Below are 21,227 nucleotides of genomic sequence, written 5' to 3'. Positions count from 1 at the left end.
CTCCGAGGTCGCGGGGCCCTGTCTGTCCATCAACAGCATCTGATCCCTGGGTCTGGAGAATCAGCGCAATTAAAATATCGTATGGCTACCATGAAGATTTGTAGGCAAAATCCGAAAACTGCGTAGGGGGTGCGCTTACCTTACTTTTTGGCGAGTTTTCGCCTTGTCGCCCTTGTCCTTCGATGGCTACTCTCCAGACGTCGCTGCAAATCAGCGATCGGGCTTGGGAACCCGTGAGTCATGCAACCGCGCTTCACGGGAGCTAGACAATGCGTACCTCGCAGCAAAACAGATCATTTTTAAACCAGCCAAATCTCAGGCCTCGAATTTACTGCTTCTCGATCAACGGAGGCAGACCATGAACGAAAACACTGAGCTCAAAACCATCGGCTACACCCCCTTCAACTATTCCGCTGATCGAGCACTGTTCCGAGTCAACGGCGGCGTCCCTATCCAAGAGGCATTGGAACGGGCGTCGGATCTTTTGCATCTCGCCCACCGGCTTGCCGAAGACGCGGCGTTTGAGAAGAGCACCGACCGCTACGCCTGGGCTGCGCATTTTTTGTTGGAGATGAGCAAGGCAGTAATTGATGACGTTGTGAAAGTCATTACGCCTAGATCGGAAGTTGAAGTTAGAAAAAAAGCCGAGAAACAATAGATAGACCGTACGTTTGAGAATGGGAGCCGCAAGACTCCCACCTAACGACAAACCAAAAAGCCCCGGCGGTTTTTCGCAGCGGGGCTTTTTGTATCTTGGCTGCCTACTTGTGTTGCTCAGCCCCCAGGCAAATGCCCCAACGGCAACGCCCCCGGCGTCTTCACCGTATGAATCGCAAAATTGCTCCGGATGTCACTCACCCCCGGCAACTTCAGCAACCGCCCGGTGAGGAACCGGTCGTAGGCCCGCAGATCCGGCACCACCACTTGCAACAGAAAATCCGATTCGCCTGAGACCAGGAACGCCGAGATCACCTCCGGCAACGCCGTGACCGCCTGGCGAAACGCTTCGGCTTGTTCGTCGTTGTGTCGTTCGACCTTCACGCCGACAAAGATCGTCAGCCCGAGGCCCACTTCGTCGCGATCCAGAATGGCTTGATAACCACGAATCACACCGGCGTCTTCGAGCATCCGCACGCGGCGCAGGCAGGGTGACGGGGACAGGCCAATTTCTTCGGCCAGTTGCACATTGCTCAGACGACCATCGCGTTGCAGCGCGGCGAGGATTTTGCGGTCGAAGGCATCCAGTTTCATGAATTGGCATTTCCCGATTGAATAACACGAGTACATGGCAGGTTATGCCAATTTCCTGAGCTTTAGAAGCTGACTTCGCAACCACCTGCCCTGCCCTTCGGCCCTAGACTGGCACGACCGAATCGTCGATGAAGGGGGATGTGGCATGGCAGAGCTCTGGTTGTTCCTGATGGCCTTGATGGTGGTGTATGTGCTGCCTGGGCCGGACATGATCCTGCTGCTGCAAACCGGTGCCCGCCAGGGCAAGGGCGCGGCGCTGGCGACGGCGGTGGGCCTAGGGGTTGCCCGGGGATGTCATGTCGCGCTGGCCGCATTGGGGCTTTCGGCATTGTTCAAGACCGCGCCCTGGACCTTTGATGCGGTGCGCCTGGCCGGGGCGGCCTATTTGTTATGGATCGGTTTTCAATGCCTGAGGACCACGTTGTTGCCGAGTTTTGAAGGAGCCGGTGTCGAGGCCGGAAAACGGCGTTGGTACCAGGCGATTCGGCGCGGTCTGCTGACCAATCTGCTCAACCCCAAGGCATTGTTGTTTTGCTCGGTGTTGTTGCCGCAATTCATCGATCCACAGGGCGGGCCGGTGCTGGGGCAGTTTGCGGCCCTGGGTGTGATGTTGGTCAGCGTGGGTTTGTTGTTCGATAGCGCCTACGCGCTGGTAGGTGTCGCGCTTGGGCGCTGGCTTCAACGCTCGCCTTCGGCCCAGCGCGTGCAGCAGTGGTTGTTTGGGAGTCTTTTGATTGGGTTTGCAGTGCGGCTGACGTTTGTGCAGCAGGCCTAGTGCCTGTGGATAAGCTGGTCGGACGGACACCTGGAGCGAGGCGAACTGGGCTGAACCCGGGGGCTGCTACGCAGCCCAGCGGGAGCAAGCTCCCTCGCCACGTGGCATTATTCGGCGGTAACAAATACCGAATCATTCTGGCGATCGACTATCAGCGCCAACTCGGTTTTGTCCGGTTCGTCGGAACCCATGCCCAGTACGACCAAATCAATGCGGAGACCGTATGATGAACATCAAACCCATTCGCAACCAAGATGATCTGAATGCAGCCTTTGCGCGCATCGAGCAACTCTGGGGGGCTGACGTCGGTTCGGCTGAAGGCGATGAGCTGGAAATCCTTGCCTTGCTGATCGAAAAATATGAGGACGAGCACTACCCAATGCCGCCTTCCGATCCAATTGAGGCCATCAAATTCCGGATGGATCAGCAAGGCTTGACCGCGCGCGACTTGGAACCGTTCCTCGGTTCGAGCGGGCGTGTATCTGAAGTGCTGAACCGCAAACGCAAACTGAGTCTGGCGATGATTAAACGCCTTCACGATGGATTGCGAATCCCTTACGAGAGCCTTTTGGCGGACGTTGCCTAACACGTGATGGCATCGACCAATCCCACCAACATCTCAAATAGAACCGGTCCATCGTGACCGGTTTTTGAGGTCCTCGTTTTAGTCACTACCACCCTCATCACATCCCGAAATAACTCACTCCCTCTCCCCCGCAGTCCTTACCGGGCGCGGCTTCTACACTTCGAAGCAACCCACTCAGCCACCCGCCAGTGTCGTCGCTGGTGGTTATAGTGTTGATCATTAAATTTCAGTAGGTATAGTACCCACCAAGCACACCACACGGAGGTGTTGTGAAATAGCCGATTCTTGATAAGCCAAATCATTGCAGACGGTTGGTATCTGGTGCGGGTTCGGGGCAGCCACCATCACTTCAAGCACCCGACCAAGCCGGGATTGGTCACGGTTCCTCATCCGAAGAAGGACCTGCTCAAGAAAACGGCCATCAGTATTTTGCAACAGGCGCTGCTTCAGCCGCCCCGTTGCCCTGCGTTCCCGGAGGACGATGAATATGCTTTACCCGATTGCGATTTCCATGGGCGATGACAAGCACGCCTGGGGTGTTGAAGTGCCGGATATTCCCGGATGTTTTTCCGCAGGCGATGACCTGGACGAGGCCATGGCGATGGCGCGTGAGGCCATTGAGGGACACTTCGAGATTTTGGCCGAGGACGGTTCGGCGATTCCGCCAGCCAACACCGTCACCCTGCATGCAGCTAATCCAAAGTATGCCGGCTGCACTTGGGCGCTGGTGGACATCGATGTCACTAAGTACCTGGGCAAGGCGCAGAAACTCAACATCACGTTGCCCGGTTATCTGCTGAATCGCATTGATGAATATGTGTTGCACCATCCTGAAGAGAAGAGCCGGTCAGGGTTCCTCGCTTCTGCCGCTCTCAAGGTATTGCAGCAAGGGCGGTGAACGTTTGTGGGAGCGAGCTCGCTCCCACAGGGGTTTGCAATCGCCCCTCCGATGGCTGCGGGCCGTCTATTTTTTCTCAGCCCCGGACTCCTGCATCTGCACCGAAGACTTGGTGCCGTCGGTGTTGTCCTTGGTCTCGTTATCCGAGTTGTCGAAACAGCCTTGCAGAGTGAACAAGCAGCAGGCAAGGCAAAAAGTGCGGGCGAGATTCATGATGTACTCCAATGCCGAGGGCTTTCAGCAGTGACCTGCGAGAGCGGCAATGGTTGCGACTGTCATCGTGCCGAACGATGAACGTCGACGGATGTTGGGGACTGAAATGTAAGTAGAATCTTCACCGCCTCGTTGCTGTCACACCAGACAGGTGCATCCAATAAGGAAACACGGCAATGACGTTCGCAAAAATCGCTCAAAAACTGGCCCTCTGGGCGGGGAGCCCCAAGACATTCCTGGGGGCCATCGTATTGTTGGCACTGTGGGCAGCCAGCGGACCTTTCTTCGGTTTCAACGACACCTGGCAGTTGATCATCAACACCTCAACCACGATCATTACCTTCCTCATGGTGTTCCTGATTCAGAACACGCAGAACCGCGATACAGACATCTTGCACCTGAAGATCGATGAACTGTTGAGAGCGACCAAGGAGGCACAAAACGCAATGCTCGGACTCGAATCCCTGGACCTCAAGCAACTGGAGGCGCTGAGGAAACACTACCAGGCCATGGGCAACGACGAGGTCAGAAGCCTTGAAGGCCTGGAAGCGAAAAGCAAGATCGACCTGAACCAGTGCTGAGAGATGCGCGAGTGGGTGACATGCCCACTCGCGCGGTTCGGCCAAGCGTCAAGGCAGTGGGTTACCGCCCGTCACGCCAAACACTTCCCCAGTGATGTAGCTCGACTCCTGGGATGCCAGCAATACATAGAGCGGCGCGCATTCGGCCGGTTGGCCTGGACGTTTCATCGGCACCTGCGCGCCAAAGGAAGGAATCTTCTCCTGCGGTTGGCCGCCACTGGGTTGCAGCACGGTCCAAATCGGTCCCGGTGCCACGGCATTGACCCGGATGCCCTTGCTGATGACTTGTCCGGCCAACGCCTTGGTGAACGCCACGATGGCCGCTTTGGTCGTGGCGTAATCCAACAGCGTCGCGGACGGGTCGTAGGATTGGATCGATGCGGTGTTGATGATGGTCGCCCCCGCCGGCATCAGCGGCACCGCTGCCTTGCAGATCCAGAACATCGCATAGATGTTGGTTTTCATGGTGTCGTCGAATTGCGCAGTGGTGATGTCGGCAATGTCTTTTTGCGCTTCCTGCTTGCCGGCAACGTTCACCACAATATCCAGGCCGCCCAATTGCTCGTGGGCACTCTTGACCAATTGCACGCAAAAGGTTTCGTCCTTGAGGTCGCCGGGAATCGCAATCGCCTTGCGGCCTTCGGCTTCGATCAGCTCGATGACTTGCCGCGCATCCCGCTCTTCGCTGGGCAAGTAGTTGATCGCGACATCCGCGCCCTCGCGGGCATAGGCGATGGCGGCGGCACGACCGATGCCTGAGTCACCACCGGTGACCAGGGCCTTGCGCCCTTCCAGACGCCCGAAGCCCTGGTAACTGTTTTCACCATGATCGGGCTTGGGCACCATGTCCTGGTCAATGCCCGGTGGCGACTGCGGCTGGTCGGGAAAGGGTGGGCGCGGATATTGGGTCAGTGGGTTCTGCATCGCGTATTGGTTGGGCTCTCGGCGTGTGGACATCGAGGTTCTCCTTTTCGGCGGGCAAAAACAGCCGGGACGCTGACGCCCCGGTCCTGAATGCAAAAGCAGATGCGGCAGATCAACGGCTGGCTTGCAGCGCCCTGGCCATTTCAAGATGGGTCTGCAATTTAGGCAGGGTTTCATCGGCAAACGCCTTGATCTCCGGCACTTCGGTGGTCTGGGCCTGCTGCTGGATCTGCGCGATGGCCTCCTCGGTGGCCTTGACCTGGGTGGCGGCATACGCAGCCTCGAACGACTCGCCTTCCTTGACCTGCGGCATCAGGGCCTTGGCCTTGTCAGCCACCTCCTCCCGGGGAGCGACAGGCAAGTCGAGCTTCTTGGCGATCTTCGCCAAGTGTTGATTGGCCGTGGTGCGGTCGTTGATCACCATGATGGTGTAGTCCTTGACCTCCCTGGATTCGGCTTTTCCGTGGGCCATGCGACTTGTCTCGATGTCGGCCATGCCTTTGGCGGAAGCATCGTTGATGAATTCGGCAGGCGATTGGGCCCAGGCACTGTTGGCGCCCAGGCCCATCAACACGACAACACTGGTGGTGCGAAAAAAACTGGCCATACGGCTCATGATCGCGCCCTCCTCTGATGAAAGTTCTGGCGGTTTATCCACCGTTGAATCAGAACCAGCCATGAATACAGCGAAACGTGCGACCCGGCTTTCGACGGTTTCTATCGACGCTCGTGATGGTGGTTCTCCCACTTCTGCGACCCGCTTCGGACACCTTCGTTCGATCATGAGCAATGTTTGCCAGATAAATACCGCTTGAAGCGGGCATGGTCCGGCCCCCCCTATTCGTGGATGCAGGGCGCGCAGCCCCCTTCTTATATTCGAATTGGATACGGGTTGAAGGTTTGAGAAAGGTGCTCGTGCCACGACGAACGGTGGCGTGCTTTCAGATGCCGAACGCCCTGTGATTCTGGCGTTTGGCGGCATACATCGCCTCGTCGGCGTGGCGGAACAGGGCAACATCTTCAGTGCCATGGTCGGGGAAACAGGCCACGCCGATGCTCGGTTCGATGCTTAGGCAGTGCCCGTCCAGGCGCAGTGGCTGGGCCAATGCATGGCGGATTTTTTCCTGCACGCGTTGGGCATCCGCCAAGGCCTGGATGCTGTGCAGCAGCACCACGAACTCGTCCCCACCAATACGTGCCACGGTGTCGGTGTCGCGGATACAGCCCTTGAGACGATTGGCCACCGCTTGTAACAGCATGTCGCCAACCCCGTGGCCATAGGTGTCGTTGATCTGCTTGAAACGGTCCAGGTCGATGTACAGCAAGGCCATGCGCCCGGACGCCGCGCGAGCGGTCGCCAATGCACACTTGAACCGTTCACGGAGTAATTCGCGGTTGGGCACCTGGGTCAATTGATCGTACTGAGCCATGTGCTGCAACCGGGCGTGCAACTGCTTGCGCTCGATGGCGACGGTGATCTGTGCGCAGACGTATTGCAGCAGTTCCTTGTCCTGCTCGGTGTAGCGCTCGTTGTGCGGCGCACTCTTGACGATCAGCGCGCCAATCGTACCGCTCTGCGAGTTCAGCGGCACGCCCAGCCAACACGGCGCATCCGGCCGCGCTACAAGGTCATCGAACCCCGGCGGCAAGTCATTACAACCAGGCGTCAGCAGGATCGGCTGGCCGCTGCGAATCACCTCGGCGCACAAACGCCCGGTGACCGTGCCTGGCAACTCGGGCTGCCCTTCCCGATCGTCGACGTGATAGGGGAAGTTCAGCTGCGAACATTGTTCGTCATACAGCGCCACCGAGAAATTCAGCGCCGGCAGCCACTCGCCAATAATCAGGTGGATGCGCTTGAACAGCGCCAGCAGGTCTGCCGCGGCATGGGCCGCCTCGGAAATCGCATACAACGCCGCCTGTCGGGACTCGGCCTGCTTGCGCTCGGTGATGTCTCGGGCCACGGCAATGCGCAGCTGGTCCGCCGGCGACCAGCGCGCCGACCACAGGATGTGCACCACCCGCCCGTCCTTGCGCACGTAGCGGTTCTCGAAATTGAGCTTGGGCTCGCCGTCCATGATCTCCCGCGCCGCCTCAAGGGTCCGCTGGCGGTCGGCGGGATGCACCAGGTCGATCATTAGCTGGCCGATCAGTTCCTGCGGCGTGTAGCCAAAGATCTGTTCGCAGGCAGCACTGACGAACACGAAACGCCCTTGGCCGTCGACGGCACACACGGCGTCCAGCAGAAGATCGATGTAGCTGGCCAGCGGCGCGGAACTTCGAGTGTCCATGGGGCTGGAGGTCATCCGGATAATGCAGCGGTGAGCGAAGCGGGTGATCGTCAGTTCGTGACGCCGATACAACGAGCGAGAACGACTCGCCCCCTGTAGCGATGAGGATAGCGCAGGGGATCAGACTGTAGAGGATGAGCCTCGATATCGGGACGAACATTCACACAAACGATGGAGACCAACGGGACTGGCCACACTTCAAGGACGATGTAGTATGTTGTATTACAAACCACTACAACGAGATCATCATGTCCATCATGTCATTGCGCTTGCCCGATGACGTCGCCGAAACCCTGGCGGTATTGGCCAAGGCTACCGGGCGCAGCAAATCATTCCTGGCCGTCGATGCGCTACGCGAATACCTAGCCCGTGAAGCCTGGCAGATCAAGGAAATCCAAGAAGCCTTGCATGAGGCAGATGCAGGTGACTTCGCGAGTCCCGAGGATGTCAGCACGATTGCCGAAAAATGGATGAACAATGCAGGTTGAGTGGCTGCGTACTGCCCTCAAGAATCTGGACGACGAAGCCGCTTATATTGCGCTGGACAATCCAAAAGCAGCAGCGCACTTCGTCAAGGCAATCCTCATGAGCGTCGAGCAACTTGCTCAATTCCCTGCGTCCGGTCGTGAAGGCCGCCTGGCTGGCACCCGTGAATGGGTTGTCCCCGACCGCCCATACCTGATGCCCTATCGCGTTCGCCACGGACGTGTGCAAATCCTGCGACTGTTCCATACGCGACGATTGCCGCCCAACGCCTGGTAGGTGCAGCCACTCGCTTCAACGCAACCCCGTCACTCCGTAAAAAACGCCATACCGGCATACGGTGCCTGTCGACAAGCCTTCAACCGCGACGCCAGGTCGCCCACATGCACTTCAAGCTTGTGCCCGTCCGGGTCGAGAAAGTAGAACGAATCACCCTCGCTGCGGTTGTCGCGCCATGATGACACCTGGGCCGCGTTCAGCCGCGCCACCAGTTCCGGGAAATCCTCGGCAGTGATGCTGAAAGCGTAATGGGTGTAGTCCGCCGCCGGCTGGGGCCGGCGCAATGGGTCGAAAGCCAGGCACAACCACAAACCCGGCAGCGACAAATAGGCCCCGCGGTCCCACTTGGCTTCGAGACGCAGCTGTAATAGCTCGCCATAAAAACCCACGCTGCGATCCAGGTCGGTGACGGCAAGGGTCAGATGATTGAAGCCTGAGAGCATCAGCAAACCACCTTCAGAAAAGAGTGATAACCCAGTGGGCGTGGGGCGAACCCAGGGTACTTCCAAGCTCCGACATCGCCGACGGATTCCCCGTCCAAGGCCCTAGGCAAAGTCCTACGCAGAACTCTCCAGTGACACTCAAACACGCCAGAAACAGCCGATTCAAAGCCCTGCACAACAATCTGTAAAGTCTGGAAACACACCGCTATCGAAACACCCCACGGACAGCACCATTCACCAAGGAATGTAATCGCACCATGAACCAGACCGCTCAAGCACCCCATCACTTCACCCACTACCGCAAGGTGATTTCCCTGGCAGACCAGAACTGGCAGGGCACCGAGGCCGGAAAGGTCTCAGGGCTGAATGTCGAGGTCAAGACACCCAATGTGCTGGTCGACCAATACGGTCGTACCTTTCATCATTTCTGTACCACGTCCTACCTGGGCCTGGACTATCACCCCGCATTGCTGGACGGCGCCATGACGGCCCTGTGGGAAACCGGGACCCTGCGGGTCGCCAACTCAAGGAATCGCTGCAAACTGGCGATCCTGGACCAGTACGAAACCCAATTGTCGGAGCTGTTTGGCGCCAGTTGCCTCAGTGCCCTGTCGTGCAGTGCGGCAAGCGCCGGAATCCTGCCGCTGCTGGCCAGCGGTGCATTCACCAACCATTGTTCGCCGGTCATGGTGTTTGACAAACATGCCCATTACTCGATGAACCACAGCAAGGCCGCCTGTGCCGATGAAACCCAGGTCGTCACGTGCCCGCACAACGACATGGACTTCATCGAAGACCTGTGCAAACGCCAGCGCTGCGTGGCGTACGTGGCCGACAGCGCCTACAGCATGGGCGGATTGGCGGACCTGGACAGCCTGATGTATCTCAAGCAACGCTATGGCCTGTTTCTTTATCTGGATGACTCCCACGCGCTGTCTGCGGTCGGGGAGTCCGGCGCAGGCCTGGTCCGTTCGCGCGTCCCGGCCGTGGATGAACGCACCCTGATCGTTGCGTCCTTGGCCAAGTCATTCGGGGCCAGTGGCGGGATGGTCATGTTTGGTAGCGAGCGGCACAAAGCGCTGGTGCAGCGTTACGGTGGGCCGAGCAATTGGTCCCAGAGCCTGAACGCAGCGGCCATCGGCGCCGGTATGGCGTCGATACGCCTGCACCGCAGTCGAGAATTCAGCGCCCTGCAGGAACGTTTGCAAGCTAATATCCGCTTCTTCGACAGCCTCGTGCGCACTGAACAGCGTGGCAATCCCATGGCAATCCGCATGGTGCCCTGCGGTGAAGCAGCCCTGGCCAACAGCCTGGCCGTCGAACTGGCCGAACTGGGGTATTTCACTTCAGCGGTCTTTTTTCCCGTGGTGCCGCAAGGCAAAGCCGCCATACGCATCACCCTGCGCGCCGACATGGAGCCGAACGTGATTCGCTCGTTTTGCGAAAAGATCACCGAACTGCTGCTGACCCACGGGCGTGACATCCGCCCTTGAGACAGGACGCTCGATGAAGAACCGTACAACCCTGATCGTCACTTGCACTACCGTTTTCCTGGCCCAGCTGGGCATGAGCATCTACTTGCCGGCCCTGCCCGATATCGCCCGGGACCTGGGCGCCGATGCGTCCCGGGTTTCCTGGGGCTTGTCGGTGTACCTGATCGGCATGGCGCTGCCCATGTTGCTGTGGGGCAGCCTGAGCCAACGGCTGGGGCGCAAGCCGGTCTTGCTGGCGGCCTTGGGGTTGTACGGCTTGGGCAACCTGGCCCTGCCGCTGGGCACAACCGTGGAGGCGTTCCTGACGCTCAGGTTGATCCAGGGCATCGGTGCCAGCGGTATCTCGGTGATGGCGCGGGTACTGATTCGGGACAGTTTCAGCGGCGACCTGTTGGCCAAGGCACTGTCATGGATATCGATCGCCTTTGTGATTGCCCTCGGTATCGGCCAGTACCTGGGCTCGCTGATCCAGGCCGTTTTCGGCTGGGAGGCGATTTTCCTAGGCTTGGGCGCCGTCAGCCTGGCCATGGCAGCGGCGGTGTCCCGGGCCAGGTTCCCGATGCTGGTGCAAACCGGCAACGGGCAATCGGCGTGGGGCATCTACGGGCACATCCTGCGACAACCCGCGTTCCTGCTGCCGGCCTTGGCCGGTGGGCTGGGTTACGGCGTGATCGTCGCCTTCAACACCGCCGCGCCACTGATCCTGCAGGAGAGCTTCCACTGGTCACCCATTGAATACGGCCTGCTGGGCTGGCCGGTCAGTGCGGCGTACTTGCTTGGGGCGCTGGTGGTGAATGCTTTTGTATTGCGTACCGGTCAACGGCGAATGATGGGCTGGGGCATTGCCCTGGTGCTGGGCGGGAGTATGAGCATGCTGGCAGGCAGCCTCACCTTGAGCAGTATTGCGCTGCTCTTCTGGCTGCCGTATTGCTTCGCGGTGTTTGGCCAGTCGTTGATCTACCCCATCAGCCTGTCCCTGGCCAACGAAGGCTCACCGGTGGCCGGCGCCTATGCCATGGCGTTGAGTGGGTTCCTGCACCAACTGATGGCCTCGGTGATCGGTGCCATGGCCAGCCTGTTGTTGAGCCAACAGGCCTGGCCGCTGGCGGCGTTATGCGCACTGTTGGGGGCGGCGGCGATGCTCTGTGTGAAGTTCGTGCCACCCCGGGTCGCTTAGGCTTTGTACGAAAAGTGCCTGCGCGACGATCATGCTGCGTTGAAAACAGGCTCGGAATGCTCATTGACAACCAGTCAACTCCGCTTCCTCGCCTGTTTTCGCCTTGCCTGATCGCCGCTCGGCGACTTTTCATACAAAGCCTAGAACGCGCTGCGGAAAATCTCTTCGATCTGCCGCTGGTCCGCCGCCCGTGGGTTGGTCAGGCCGCAGGCGTCTTTCAAGGCGTTGGCGGCCAGCACCGGTACGTCGTTGAGGCGTACGCCCAGGTCACGCAAACCGGCCGGAATGTCCACGTCAAGGGCCAGTTTGCGGATCGCCGCAATGGCGTCCCGGGCTCCCTCTTCCGGGCTGAAACCGCGTGTATCGGCGCCCATGGCATGGGCCACGTCGGTCAGCCGAACGGCGCATACCGAAGCATTGAAGCTCTGCACATGAGGCAACAGCACCGCGTTGCATACACCATGAGGCAGGTCGTAGAAGCCACCCAACTGGTGCGCCATCGCGTGCACGAAACCCAGCGATGCATTGTTGAACGCCATCCCCGCGAGAAACTGCGCGTAGGCCATGTTCTCCCGCGCGGTCAGGTCATTGCCGTCACGCACGGCCAGGCGCAGGTTGTTGCTGATCAGGGTGATGGCCTTCAGGGCGCAGGCATCGGTGATGGGGGTAGCGGCGGTGGAGACATAAGCCTCGATCGCGTGGGTCAGTGCATCCATGCCGGTGGCGGCCGTCAGGCCCTTGGGCATCGCCACCATCAGCGCCGGGTCGTTCACCGACATCAATGGGGTGACATTGCGATCGACAATCGCCATTTTCACGTGGCGTGTCTCGTCGGTGATGATGCAAAAACGGGTCATTTCGCTGGCGGTGCCCGCCGTGGTGTTGATGGCGATCAGCGGCAGCTGCGGCTTGCTCGAACGGTCGACGCCTTCATAGTCACGAATCTGCCCGCCGTTGGTCGCACACAGGGCAATGCCCTTGGCGCAGTCGTGGGGCGAACCGCCACCCAGCGACACGACGAAATCACACTGGCTCTCCTTCAGCAGCCCCAGCCCGAGCTCGACGTTGGCGATGCTTGGGTTGGGCTTGGCGCCGTCGAAAATGACCGAGTCGACGTCCTGTATCGCCAACAATTCGGCCACCTTGGTGGCGACGCCGGCCTTGGCCAGCCCCACGTCGGTGACGATCAGGGCTTTGCGAAAGCCGTAGTTGCGGATAGCGGTCATCGCTTCATCGAGGCAGCCCAGCCCCATGATGTTCACGGCGGGAATGAAAAAAGTGCTGCTCATGGGGTCACGCTCCTGGTTGAGGCCGGATCGGCAGGGCCTACAGAATGACCGACTAGTCATGACGCATCTTGATCTGGCTCAAGACTGGGTCGTGATAAAGTCGCGCCCTGCCTTTGCCACGTTTTGAGATGATCCTTGCGATGACCGATTTCCAGGAATACGACACCCGGCTCGAAGACTGGGAGGCCTTGCGCGCCGACACCGCCTTCAGCGGCCTGTTGGTGGGCAACGGGGCCAGCCGCGCAGTGTGGGATGATTTCGGCTATGACTCGCTGTTCGAAAATGCCCGCACCGTCGAGGAGAAACCCCTGAGCCCGTCGGAGCTGAGCGTGTTCGATGCGATGCAGACGCGCAGTTTCGAGCAGGTACTCGCTGCGCTTAAAACCACCAGTCGGGTCAACAAGGCCCTGGCCGTCAGCTCCGCCGCGCCGCGCAATCGCTATTACGCGATCAAGGAAGCACTGATCAACACTGTGCATGCGGTGCACATCCCATGGCGCCTGGTGCAACCCTCAACCCTGGCGACGCTCAACCAGGAGCTGAGCCGCTACCGCACGGTGTTCACCACCAACTACGACCTGCTCAACCATTGGGCGATCCAGCAGGCGCCCGAGAGCATCAGCGACCTGTTCTTCGGCGATGATCACAATTTCGACCTGAGCCAGGCGACCACCGACAAACCACGCCTGTTGTACCTGCACGGCGGCCTGCACCTGGTGCGCAACCAGGACGGCACGGCGCGCAAGCTCACCTCCACCGAAGGCACCTTGCTGGGCAGTTTCGCCATCAACAACACGATCAAGACCCTCGACGACGTGCCGTTGTTCGTCAACGAAGGCCCAAGCCAGGACAAGCTCAAGACCATCCGCAGCAGCGATTACCTGTCGTTCTGCTACGACCAGTTGCTGCAGCACGGCGACAACCTGTGCCTGTTCGGCCATGCCCTGGGCGAGCAGGACAAGCACATCGTGCAAGCCCTGCGCCTGGCCGCACCGAAGACCGTGGCGATTTCGATCTATCCCCGTAGCCAGGCGTTCATCCAGCATCAGAAGCGGCATTACGCCAAGGTGTTCCAGGGGCTGGAGGTGCAATTGCGCTTCTTCGATGCAAAGAGCCACCCGCTGGGCGATCCGAAGCTGTCGGTGCCGGTGGAGGTTTAACCAGAGCTGGCATGACCTGGAAACCCGACGTCAGTGAATGGTGGCGAGGGAGCTTGCTCCCGCTGGACTGCGAAGCAGTCCCATCGTGCAAATGACGGCTGCTTCGCAGCCGAGCGGGAGCAAGCTCCCTCGCCACAGGACGCTCGCTGCCACAGGGATGAATTCAGAGCGCCGCCACGGTCTTGTCCTTGATCACCGTCGTCGGTCCGTTGGCCTTGACGCTGGCAATGCCTTTGTCCCGGGCCGCATCCGATGAATAAGCTTCACTGCTGCCAATCACTTCATGGTTGGCCGCTTTGAGGTTGAAGTACGGATGGCCGTCCTTGGTGTTCTTGAGTTCATAGCGCTCGGCCAACGGACTGTTTTTCTGCACCGAAGCAATGCCACCATCGACACCGCTGCGGGTGGTGTACAGCTCACTGGTCAGAATCGTTTCGGCGTTGGCCGCTTTGAGTACAAACCGAAACTGGCCGCTGCTGCTTTTGCTGATTTCGTACCATCCGGACATGATTTTTCTCCTGGCAATGAAGACATGCCCCGAGAGTAAAGACCCGCCGCGCTTGCCCTGCCAGTCCGCTGTGCAGCGTTATTACAATGTGATGGCCGTGCCCAGCAGCGTCAGGAAACCCGCCAGCCAGCTCGGGTGCGCAGGCCAGGCCGGTGCAGTGGCGAGGTTGCCCTGGACATGGCCTTGGGTCACGGGAATGTCGATATAGGTCCCGCCCGCCAGTCGGACTTCCGGAGCACACGCCGGATAGGCGCTGCATTCACGCCCTTCGAGAATGCCCGCCGCCGCCAGCAATTGCGCACCGTGGCACACCGCGGCAATCGGCTTGCCCGCCAGATCGAAATCGCGCACCAGTTGCAGGACGGTTTCATTCAGGCGCAGGTATTCCGGCGCTCGTCCCCCCGGCACCAACAGCGCGTCGTAGTCGGCGGCCTGGACGTTGGCGAAGTCATGGTTGAGGGCAAACAAGTGCCCCGGTTTTTCACTGTAGGTCTGGTCGCCTTCGAAATCGTGGATCGCCGTGCGCACCGTCTGCCCGGCGGTTTTGTCCGGGCACACGGCGTGCACGGTGTGGCCAATCATCTGCAGGGCCTGGAACGGCACCATGACTTCATAATCTTCGACGTAATCGCCGACCAGCATGAGGATTTTCTTGGCGGCCATGGGAAGGGCTCCTTTGGGGGGCTGCGTGGGTGGTTAACGCATTAAAGGTAGCCCGCTACGTCAATAGATGAGGGATAAGCGCCGATTACCTGACGGGATGCACCTCGCTCCCACAGGATGTCAGTGATGTCAGGCGAGGTATCCATCCGCTCGCAGCAGCGTTTCGAGGCAATGCTCGGTAACGTGGTAGAAAGCCTTGAGCTCCTGGATCTTGGCCAGCAGCTCGGTGGGGTCCGCCGGTTCGGCGCGTTTGACCGCGAGGATCATCTTGTTCTTGTTGGTGTGCTCAAGGGAGATGAACTCGAAGACCTTGGTCTCGTAGCCGCACGCTTCCAGGAACAGCGCCCGCAAGCTGTCGGTGACCATTTCCGCCTGCTGGCCAAGGTGCAGGCCATATTGCAGCATTGGCTTGAGCAAGGCCGGGCTCTGGATCTGCAGGCGGATCTGCTTGTGGCAGCACGGCGAGCACATGATGATCGAGGCGCCCGAGCGAATGCCCATGTGGATCGCGTAGTCGGTGGCGATGTCGCAGGCATGCAAGGCGATCATCACGTCCACCGCGCTCGGCGCCACGCTGCGCACGTCGCCGTGCTGGAAGCTCAGGCCCGGGTGTTCCAGGCGCGCGGCGGCTTCGTTGCACAGCTTGACCATGTCTTCGCGCAGCTCGACACCGGTCACCACGCCTTCGGCCTGCAAGGTGTTGCGCAGGTAATCGTGGATGGCGAACGTCAGGTAGCCTTTGCCCGAGCCGAAATCCGAGACCCGCACCGGTTTGTCCAGGGCCAGCGGCGAAGACGTCAGTGCATGGCTGAAGACCTCGATGAACTTGTTGATCTGCTTCCACTTGCGCGACATCGCCGGAATCAGCTCGTGCTTGTGGTTGGTCACGCCCAGGTCGGCCAAAAATGGTCGGTTCAGGTCGAGGAAGCGATTTTTCTCACGGTTGTGCTCGGCAGATGGCACTTCCCGCAGTTGCTGGGGCTTGCTCTTGAACAGCGAGCTCTTGCCCTTCTTGCTGTACTCCAGCTGCGCCTCGTCGGTGACCGCCAGCAAATGTGCGTTCTTGAACGATGCCGGCAACAGCCCGGCAATGGTTTCCACCCCTTCGGCTACAGGGAAATTCTTGGTGATATCGCGGGTCTTGTAGCGGTAGACGAAGGACAGGCACGGCTGGTCCTTGACCGTCAGTTGCTTGATGATCAGCCGTTGGAGGTCCGCTTCGTCCCCTACGTACTTGGCCAGCACCAGTTTGATGAACGCATTCTGTTCGAGACTGGTTTTCAGCAACTCGATGAACTGGGCGTGGTGATCCGGCGCGTGATGGGCGGGGGTTGCGGTGGCGGACATGAACAAACGGCCTCGGGGCGGGCGAATCGGAGAATGGCGGGTATTTTAGGGGGGATGGGGTGCGAGGGCACGGGAAAATTCATTTGTGGCGAGGGGATTTATCCCCGCTGGTCTGCGCAGCAGACCCAAACCGGGCGACAAGGTCTCCCTGCATGACCGGTTGTTGTTTTTTTGGGGGGGGCTACGCCCCCAACGGGGATAAATCCCCTCGCCACAACGGTGTCCGGCAGAAATTTATCTCAGCCCAGCACCACCAACCTATTCGGCAGTTCATTGCGCTCCTGGGTCACCGGCACGTGCTCCTTGAGCAATTCGCCGCAAGCTTCGATGCAGGTCACGAAACCCTGCAACGTCTGCCCCTGGCGAACCTGCTGGGTGAACGCTGCGACGATGGCATCCCAGCATGTGTTGTCCAGGCGCTTGGAAATGCCTTCGTCCACCAGGATTTCCACGTACCGCTCAGCCTCGCAGACAAAGATCAGCATCCCTGTGCTGCCCACGGTGTGGTGCAGGTTCTGCTCGAGGAATTGCCGGCGCGCCAGGTTGGAGGCCCGCCAGTGACGCACGGAACGGGGGATCAGATGCGTGGTGATCCTGGGGATGCGAAACACCAGGCACAACACAATGAAACTGACCCACTGCACCAGCAACAGGCTGTGCATCGTCAGCCAGCCGGAAAGGTAATGGACCACGCCGGGCACCACCAGGGCCAGCAGGCTGGCCCATAACAGCGGGATATAGGCGTAGTCGTCGGCGCGGGCGGCCAGCACCGTGACCAGTTCAGCGTCGGTATGCCGCTCGACCCGGGCGATGGCCTCGGCGACCTTGCGTTGTTCGTGTTCAGTCAGTAATGCCATGGTTAGAAATGCCTGCTCATTATTATTGTCACCAGCCGCCCGACGAACCGCCGCCCCCGAAACTGCCACCGCCACCACTGAAGCCCCCGCCGCCCCCGCCGCCGAAGCCTCCACCGGATCCGCCCGAACGGCTGGAGCCACCACTCCCGGTCGGCAGGATACCGAGCATCTGGCAGACCAATATCGTCAAAATAAACAGTATCACCAGGAAGATGAACAGCCCGGGATGGCGCTCGACAAAATCGCCCTGCTCCTGCTGCCCGTCCGCACTGTACGCCGGTGCCGGCTCGTCCAGCGGGCTGCCGCCCAGCACCACCAGCATCGCCGCGACGCCGTCGCTGATGCCTTTGTTGAAGTTGCCGGTCTTGAAAGCCGGGGTGATCACCTGGTTGATGATCACCGAACTCTGCGCGTCGGTCAGGCGATCCTCCAGGCCGTAGCCCACCTCGATGCGCAGTTTACGGTCATCCCGGGCGACGATCAGCAGTGCGCCGTTGTTTTTATCCTTCTGCCCGATGCCCCAGTGGCGCCCCAGTTGATAACCGAAGTCTTCGATGCTGCTGCCTTGCAAGTCCGCCAGCGTGACCACCACCACCTGTTCGCCGGTGGCCTGTTCATGGGCCTTGAGCTGCGCTTCCAGTTGCGCGCTCACCGACGGTTCGAGCATCTGGGCGGCGTCCACCACCCGCCCGGTCAATGCCGGAAACTTCAGCTCGGCCTGGGCCGTGATGGCAAACACCCAGAGCAACAGCACAAAGGCGCAGCTGCGAGCGGCTAGCTTCATGCCGTAAGCAAAAGCAGTGCGCAGGACCTGTGCTTGCGGCTTGTAGCTTGGAGCCTGTAGCTGCTCCATCAAAACTTCACTTCCGGCGCTTTCTCGGCATTGGGGCTGGTGGCCTCGAAGGTTTCGCGGATCGGCAGGTCGCTGTACATCACGCTGTGCCACAGGCGCCCCGGGAATGTGCGGATTTCGGTGTTGTACTTCTGCACGGCCAGGATGAAGTCGCGGCGGGCCACGGCGATGCGGTTCTCGGTGCCTTCGAGCTGCGATTGCAACGCCAGGAAATTCTGGTTGGCCTTGAGGTCCGGGTAACGCTCGGACACCACCATCAGCCGGCTCAACGCGCCGGTCAACTGGTCCTGGGCCTGCTGGAACTGCTTGAGTTTTTCCGGGTTGTCCAGGGTGCTGGCGTCGACCTGGATCGACGTGGCCTTGGCCCGCGCTTCAATCACCGCAGTCAGGGTTTCCTGCTCGTGCTGGGCGTAGCCCTTGACGGTTTCCACCAGGTTGGGAATCAGGTCGGCGCGGCGCTGGTACTGGTTCTGCACCTGGCCCCAAGCGGCCTTGGCCTGTTCGTCCAGGGTCGGGATGTTATTGATGCCGCAACCGGCCAGTAACGTGGTGAGCAGCATCAGGGCCAGCATCGGCAAGCTGCGAAGGTGGTTCAGTCGTGGATTCATCGGGTGGAGCTCTCCCTTGCATGACATTGGAAAAACACGGCCACCTATCTCACCGGCACCTGGGGCATAATCTGCCGCCGCACTGGATTGAAACGGGTCGATGGGCTAAAAGATGCGCAGTGCGAAACTAAGTTCAGCCCAATGGGTTCGAAAGTGTGCTGCATTTAACTGAACAACAATAGCCGCTCCTTATATTTTGGCCGACCGGCGTGGCCTGATCACCGCCCTTTTAGGCTTGCGAGAAAATTATTCATGAAGAAGCTGTGTTTGCTGGGCCTGTTTGTCAGTCTGGCCAGTCAATCCGTATTAGCCGACAACCTGCCAGCCCCCATAGAGAACAAGGATGCGTTCATCAGCAACCTGATGAAGCAGATGACCCTCGAAGAGAAGATCGGCCAATTGCGCCTGATCAGCATCGGCCCGGAAATGCCCCGGGAGATGATTCGCAAGGAAATCGCCGCCGGCAACATCGGCGGTACGTTCAACTCCATTACGCGCGATGAAAACCGTCCGATGCAGGACGCGGCCATGCGCAGCCGGTTGAAGATCCCGATGTTCTTCGCCTATGACGTGATCCACGGCCACCGCACGATTTTCCCGATCCCCCTGGCCCTGGCCTCGAGCTGGGACATGGACGCGATCTACCACTCCGGCCGCATCGCCGCCCAGGAAGCCGCGGCCGACAGCCTGGACATCACCTTCGCGCCGATGGTCGATATTTCCCGTGACCCGCGCTGGGGCCGCACCTCCGAAGGTTTCGGCGAGGACACCTACCTGGTGTCGCGCATCGCCGGGGTGATGGTCAAGGCTTTCCAGGGCAACGGCGCCAACGCAGCCGACAGCATCATGGCCAGCGTCAAGCACTTCGCCCTGTACGGCGCGGTGGAAGGCGGCCGGGACTACAACACCGTGGACATGAGCCCGCTGAAAATGTACCAGGACTACCTGCCACCCTACCGCGCCGCCATCGACGCGGGTGCCGGTGGGGTGATGGTCGCGCTGAACTCCATCAACGGCGTGCCGGCGACCGCCAACACCTGGCTGATGAACGACCTGCTGCGCAAGGAGTGGGGTTTCAAGGGCCTGGCGGTCAGTGACCACGGCGCCATTTTCGAACTGATCAAGCACGGCGTCGCCAAGGACGGTCGCGAAGCGGCAAAACTGGCGATCAAGGCCGGCATCGACATGAGCATGAACGATTCGCTCTATGGCAAGGAACTGCCAGGGTTGCTCAAGGCCGGTGAAATCGAGCAGAGCGACATCGACAACGCCGTACGGGAAGTGCTCGCGGCCAAATACGACATGGGCCTGTTCAAGGACCCGTACCTGCGCATCGGCAAGGCCGAGGACGACCCGGCCGACACCTACGCCGAAAGCCGCATGCACCGCGCCGACGCCCGTGACGTGGCGCGCCGCAGCCTGGTCCTGCTGGAAAACCGCAACCAGACCCTGCCCCTGAAGAAGACCGCGAAGATCGCCCTGGTCGGTCCGCTGGCCAAGGCACCGATCGATATGATGGGCAGTTGGGCCGCCGCCGGGCGTCCTGCGCAATCGGTCACCCTGTTCGATGGCATGACCCGCGCCCTGGGCGCTGACTCGAAGCTGATCTATGCCCGTGGCGCCAACATCACCGGCGACAAGAAGGTGCTCGACTACCTGAACTTCCTCAACTTCGATGCCCCGGAAGTGGTAGACGACCCGCGTCCGGCCCAGGTGCTGATCGACGAAGCGGTAAAAGCCGCCAAGGATGCCGATGTGGTGGTGGCCGCCGTAGGCGAGTCCCGTGGCATGTCCCATGAATCGTCGAGCCGTACCGAGCTGAACATTCCTGCCAGCCAACGCGAGCTGATCAAGGCCCTGAAGGCCACCGGCAAGCCGCTGGTGCTGGTGCTGATGAATGGCCGTCCGCTGTCGTTGCTGGAAGAAAAGCAGCAGGCCGATGCGATCCTGGAAACCTGGTTCAGCGGCACCGAAGGCGGTAACGCCATCGCGGACGTGCTGTTCGGTGACTACAACCCATCGGGCAAACTGCCCATCACCTTCCCACGCTCGGTGGGGCAGATTCCGACCTACTACAACCACTTGAGCATCGGTCGGCCATTCACGCCGGGAAAGCCGGGCAACTACACCTCGCAGTATTTCGATGACACCACCGGCCCGCTCTATCCGTTCGGCTACGGCTTGAGCTACACCGAGTTCAGCCTGTCGGACATGGCCCTGTCGTCGACCACGCTGAACAAGACCGGCAAGCTCGATGCCAGCGTGACATTGGAAAACACCGGCAAGCGTGACGGCGAAACGGTGGTGCAGCTGTACATCCAGGACGTGACCGGCTCGATCATTCGCCCGGTGAAGGAACTGAAGAACTTCCGCAAGGTGATGCTCAAGGCCGGCGAGAAGAAAGTCATCCACTTCACCATCACCGAGGACGACCTGAAATTCTTCAACGCCCAACTCAAGTACGCGGCTGAACCGGGCAAGTTCAACGTACAGATCGGCCTGGATTCCCAGGACGTGAAGCAGCAGAGTTTTGAGTTGCTCTGACCTT

General features: G+C 60.0%; 24 protein-coding genes and 2 pseudogenes. 13 read left to right on the top strand and 13 right to left on the bottom strand.

Annotated elements, in window-relative coordinates:
• Positions 1–358: 358 nt before the first annotated feature.
• Positions 359–658, top strand: coding sequence for a DUF3077 domain-containing protein (locus BLO97_RS17420; protein ID WP_092148664.1), 300 nt, complete (start codon positions 359–361; stop codon positions 656–658).
• 116 nt (positions 659–774) lie between these two features.
• Here BLO97_RS17420 and BLO97_RS17415 read toward each other — a convergent pair whose 3' ends face one another.
• On the bottom strand, positions 775–1,251 hold the full coding sequence (locus BLO97_RS17415) for an Lrp/AsnC family transcriptional regulator (RefSeq protein WP_092148668.1): 477 nt from the start codon (positions 1,249–1,251) through the stop codon (positions 775–777).
• 145 nt (positions 1,252–1,396) lie between these two features.
• On the opposite strand from BLO97_RS17415, the gene BLO97_RS17410 reads away from it, so the two are divergent.
• The 5 genes and pseudogenes from BLO97_RS17410 (at position 1,397) to BLO97_RS17390 (ending at position 3,510) form a co-directional block, all read left to right on the top strand.
• A complete protein-coding gene (locus tag BLO97_RS17410; RefSeq protein WP_092347039.1) occupies positions 1,397–2,026 on the top strand; it encodes a LysE family translocator in 630 nt (209 codons plus the stop codon).
• A gap of 101 nt (positions 2,027–2,127) precedes the next feature.
• Positions 2,128–2,253: pseudogene (locus BLO97_RS17405) on the top strand (type II toxin-antitoxin system HigB family toxin); the annotation flags it as partial.
• Entirely contained in the window at positions 2,253–2,612 is a 360-nt protein-coding gene (locus BLO97_RS17400; protein WP_063325151.1) for a helix-turn-helix domain-containing protein, read from the top strand. The pseudogene BLO97_RS17405 and the gene BLO97_RS17400, both read left to right, overlap by 1 nt.
• Before the next feature lie 285 nt (positions 2,613–2,897).
• Positions 2,898–3,059: pseudogene (locus BLO97_RS17395) on the top strand (type II toxin-antitoxin system HicA family toxin); the annotation flags it as partial.
• A 40-nt stretch (positions 3,060–3,099) separates the two neighbouring features.
• Positions 3,100–3,510, top strand: coding sequence for a type II toxin-antitoxin system HicB family antitoxin (locus BLO97_RS17390; RefSeq protein WP_092148680.1), 411 nt, complete (start codon positions 3,100–3,102; stop codon positions 3,508–3,510).
• A gap of 66 nt (positions 3,511–3,576) precedes the next feature.
• On the opposite strand, the gene BLO97_RS31665 is transcribed toward BLO97_RS17390, so the two are convergent.
• The gene (locus BLO97_RS31665) at positions 3,577–3,723 is read right to left on the bottom strand and encodes a hypothetical protein (RefSeq protein ID WP_170862029.1); all 147 of its coding nucleotides are present in this window, start codon (positions 3,721–3,723) and stop codon (positions 3,577–3,579) included.
• A gap of 176 nt (positions 3,724–3,899) precedes the next feature.
• Here BLO97_RS31665 and BLO97_RS17385 point away from each other — a divergent pair, with 176 nt between their 5' ends.
• Positions 3,900–4,304 carry a low affinity iron permease family protein gene (locus tag BLO97_RS17385; protein ID WP_092148683.1) on the top strand — a complete coding sequence of 135 codons (405 nt, stop codon included), beginning with the start codon at positions 3,900–3,902 and terminating at the stop codon, positions 4,302–4,304.
• 48 nt (positions 4,305–4,352) lie between these two features.
• On the opposite strand, the gene BLO97_RS17380 is transcribed toward BLO97_RS17385, so the two are convergent.
• The 3 genes from BLO97_RS17380 to BLO97_RS17370 all read right to left on the bottom strand — a co-directional run bounded on the left by BLO97_RS17380 (position 4,353) and on the right by BLO97_RS17370 (position 7,519).
• Positions 4,353–5,261 carry an SDR family oxidoreductase gene (locus BLO97_RS17380; RefSeq protein WP_092224918.1) on the bottom strand — a complete coding sequence of 303 codons (909 nt, stop codon included), beginning with the start codon at positions 5,259–5,261 and terminating at the stop codon, positions 4,353–4,355.
• 79 nt (positions 5,262–5,340) lie between these two features.
• Positions 5,341–5,844 carry a DUF4142 domain-containing protein gene (locus BLO97_RS17375; protein ID WP_063322561.1) on the bottom strand — a complete coding sequence of 168 codons (504 nt, stop codon included), beginning with the start codon at positions 5,842–5,844 and terminating at the stop codon, positions 5,341–5,343.
• Positions 5,845–6,169: 325 nt separating this feature from the next.
• Positions 6,170–7,519 (bottom strand): sensor domain-containing protein, encoded by a 1,350-nt coding sequence (locus BLO97_RS17370; protein ID WP_092148689.1) that lies wholly within the window; start codon positions 7,517–7,519, stop codon positions 6,170–6,172.
• Positions 7,520–7,767: 248 nt separating this feature from the next.
• Between BLO97_RS17370 and BLO97_RS17365 the strand changes: the two genes are divergently transcribed.
• Entirely contained in the window at positions 7,768–8,007 is a 240-nt protein-coding gene (locus BLO97_RS17365; RefSeq protein ID WP_063322563.1) for a CopG family ribbon-helix-helix protein, read from the top strand.
• On the top strand, positions 7,997–8,281 hold the full coding sequence (locus tag BLO97_RS17360) for a type II toxin-antitoxin system RelE/ParE family toxin (RefSeq protein ID WP_092347033.1): 285 nt from the start codon (positions 7,997–7,999) through the stop codon (positions 8,279–8,281). The genes BLO97_RS17365 and BLO97_RS17360 overlap by 11 nt, the downstream gene beginning before the upstream one ends.
• Positions 8,282–8,310: 29 nt before the next feature.
• Here the strand turns inward: BLO97_RS17360 and fos are convergent, their stop codons facing one another.
• Entirely contained in the window at positions 8,311–8,724 is a 414-nt protein-coding gene (fos, locus tag BLO97_RS17355; RefSeq protein ID WP_092347030.1) for a fosfomycin resistance glutathione transferase, read from the bottom strand.
• Positions 8,725–8,981: 257 nt separating this feature from the next.
• Between fos and BLO97_RS17350 the strand changes: the two genes are divergently transcribed.
• Both BLO97_RS17350 and BLO97_RS17345 read left to right on the top strand, forming a co-directional pair.
• Positions 8,982–10,217, top strand: coding sequence for an aminotransferase class I/II-fold pyridoxal phosphate-dependent enzyme (locus BLO97_RS17350; protein ID WP_063322565.1), 1,236 nt, complete (start codon positions 8,982–8,984; stop codon positions 10,215–10,217).
• A gap of 13 nt (positions 10,218–10,230) precedes the next feature.
• Positions 10,231–11,394, top strand: a complete 1,164-nt coding sequence (locus BLO97_RS17345; protein ID WP_092347027.1) for an MFS transporter — start codon at positions 10,231–10,233, stop codon at positions 11,392–11,394.
• 140 nt (positions 11,395–11,534) lie between these two features.
• Here the strand turns inward: BLO97_RS17345 and yiaY are convergent, their stop codons facing one another.
• A complete protein-coding gene (gene yiaY, locus BLO97_RS17340; protein ID WP_063322567.1) occupies positions 11,535–12,683 on the bottom strand; it encodes an L-threonine dehydrogenase in 1,149 nt (382 codons plus the stop codon).
• 140 nt (positions 12,684–12,823) lie between these two features.
• Here yiaY and BLO97_RS17335 point away from each other — a divergent pair, with 140 nt between their 5' ends.
• Positions 12,824–13,843 carry a DUF4917 family protein gene (locus BLO97_RS17335; protein ID WP_092148701.1) on the top strand — a complete coding sequence of 340 codons (1,020 nt, stop codon included), beginning with the start codon at positions 12,824–12,826 and terminating at the stop codon, positions 13,841–13,843.
• A 163-nt stretch (positions 13,844–14,006) separates the two neighbouring features.
• Here BLO97_RS17335 and BLO97_RS17330 read toward each other — a convergent pair whose 3' ends face one another.
• The 6 genes from BLO97_RS17330 to BLO97_RS17305 all read right to left on the bottom strand — a co-directional run bounded on the left by BLO97_RS17330 (position 14,007) and on the right by BLO97_RS17305 (position 18,679).
• A complete protein-coding gene (locus BLO97_RS17330) occupies positions 14,007–14,351 on the bottom strand; it encodes a YegP family protein (RefSeq protein WP_057449704.1) in 345 nt (114 codons plus the stop codon).
• A gap of 81 nt (positions 14,352–14,432) precedes the next feature.
• Complete coding sequence (locus tag BLO97_RS17325) at positions 14,433–15,014, bottom strand: DJ-1/PfpI family protein (RefSeq protein WP_072347081.1); 582 nt, start codon at positions 15,012–15,014, stop codon at positions 14,433–14,435.
• Positions 15,015–15,143: 129 nt separating this feature from the next.
• A complete protein-coding gene (locus BLO97_RS17320; RefSeq protein WP_092224926.1) occupies positions 15,144–16,361 on the bottom strand; it encodes a class I SAM-dependent methyltransferase in 1,218 nt (405 codons plus the stop codon).
• Between the two features lie 239 nt (positions 16,362–16,600).
• Complete coding sequence (locus BLO97_RS17315) at positions 16,601–17,218, bottom strand: TPM domain-containing protein (protein ID WP_092148707.1); 618 nt, start codon at positions 17,216–17,218, stop codon at positions 16,601–16,603.
• 28 nt (positions 17,219–17,246) lie between these two features.
• Positions 17,247–18,002, bottom strand: a complete 756-nt coding sequence (locus BLO97_RS17310) for a TPM domain-containing protein (protein WP_092224938.1) — start codon at positions 18,000–18,002, stop codon at positions 17,247–17,249.
• A gap of 68 nt (positions 18,003–18,070) precedes the next feature.
• Complete coding sequence (locus BLO97_RS17305) at positions 18,071–18,679, bottom strand: LemA family protein (RefSeq protein WP_003198691.1); 609 nt, start codon at positions 18,677–18,679, stop codon at positions 18,071–18,073.
• Positions 18,680–18,931: 252 nt separating this feature from the next.
• Between BLO97_RS17305 and bglX the strand changes: the two genes are divergently transcribed.
• The gene (bglX, locus tag BLO97_RS17300) at positions 18,932–21,223 is read left to right on the top strand and encodes a beta-glucosidase BglX (RefSeq protein ID WP_092148710.1); all 2,292 of its coding nucleotides are present in this window, start codon (positions 18,932–18,934) and stop codon (positions 21,221–21,223) included.
• Positions 21,224–21,227: the final 4 nt, after the last annotated feature.

Origin of the sequence: Pseudomonas sp. NFACC05-1 (genome assembly GCF_900100135.1) — a bacterium.
Classification (GTDB): Bacteria; Pseudomonadota; Gammaproteobacteria; order Pseudomonadales; family Pseudomonadaceae; genus Aquipseudomonas; species Aquipseudomonas fluorescens_Q.
The sequence above is the reverse complement of the archived record's forward strand: the minus strand, read 5'-3'. Positions and strand labels throughout refer to the sequence as shown.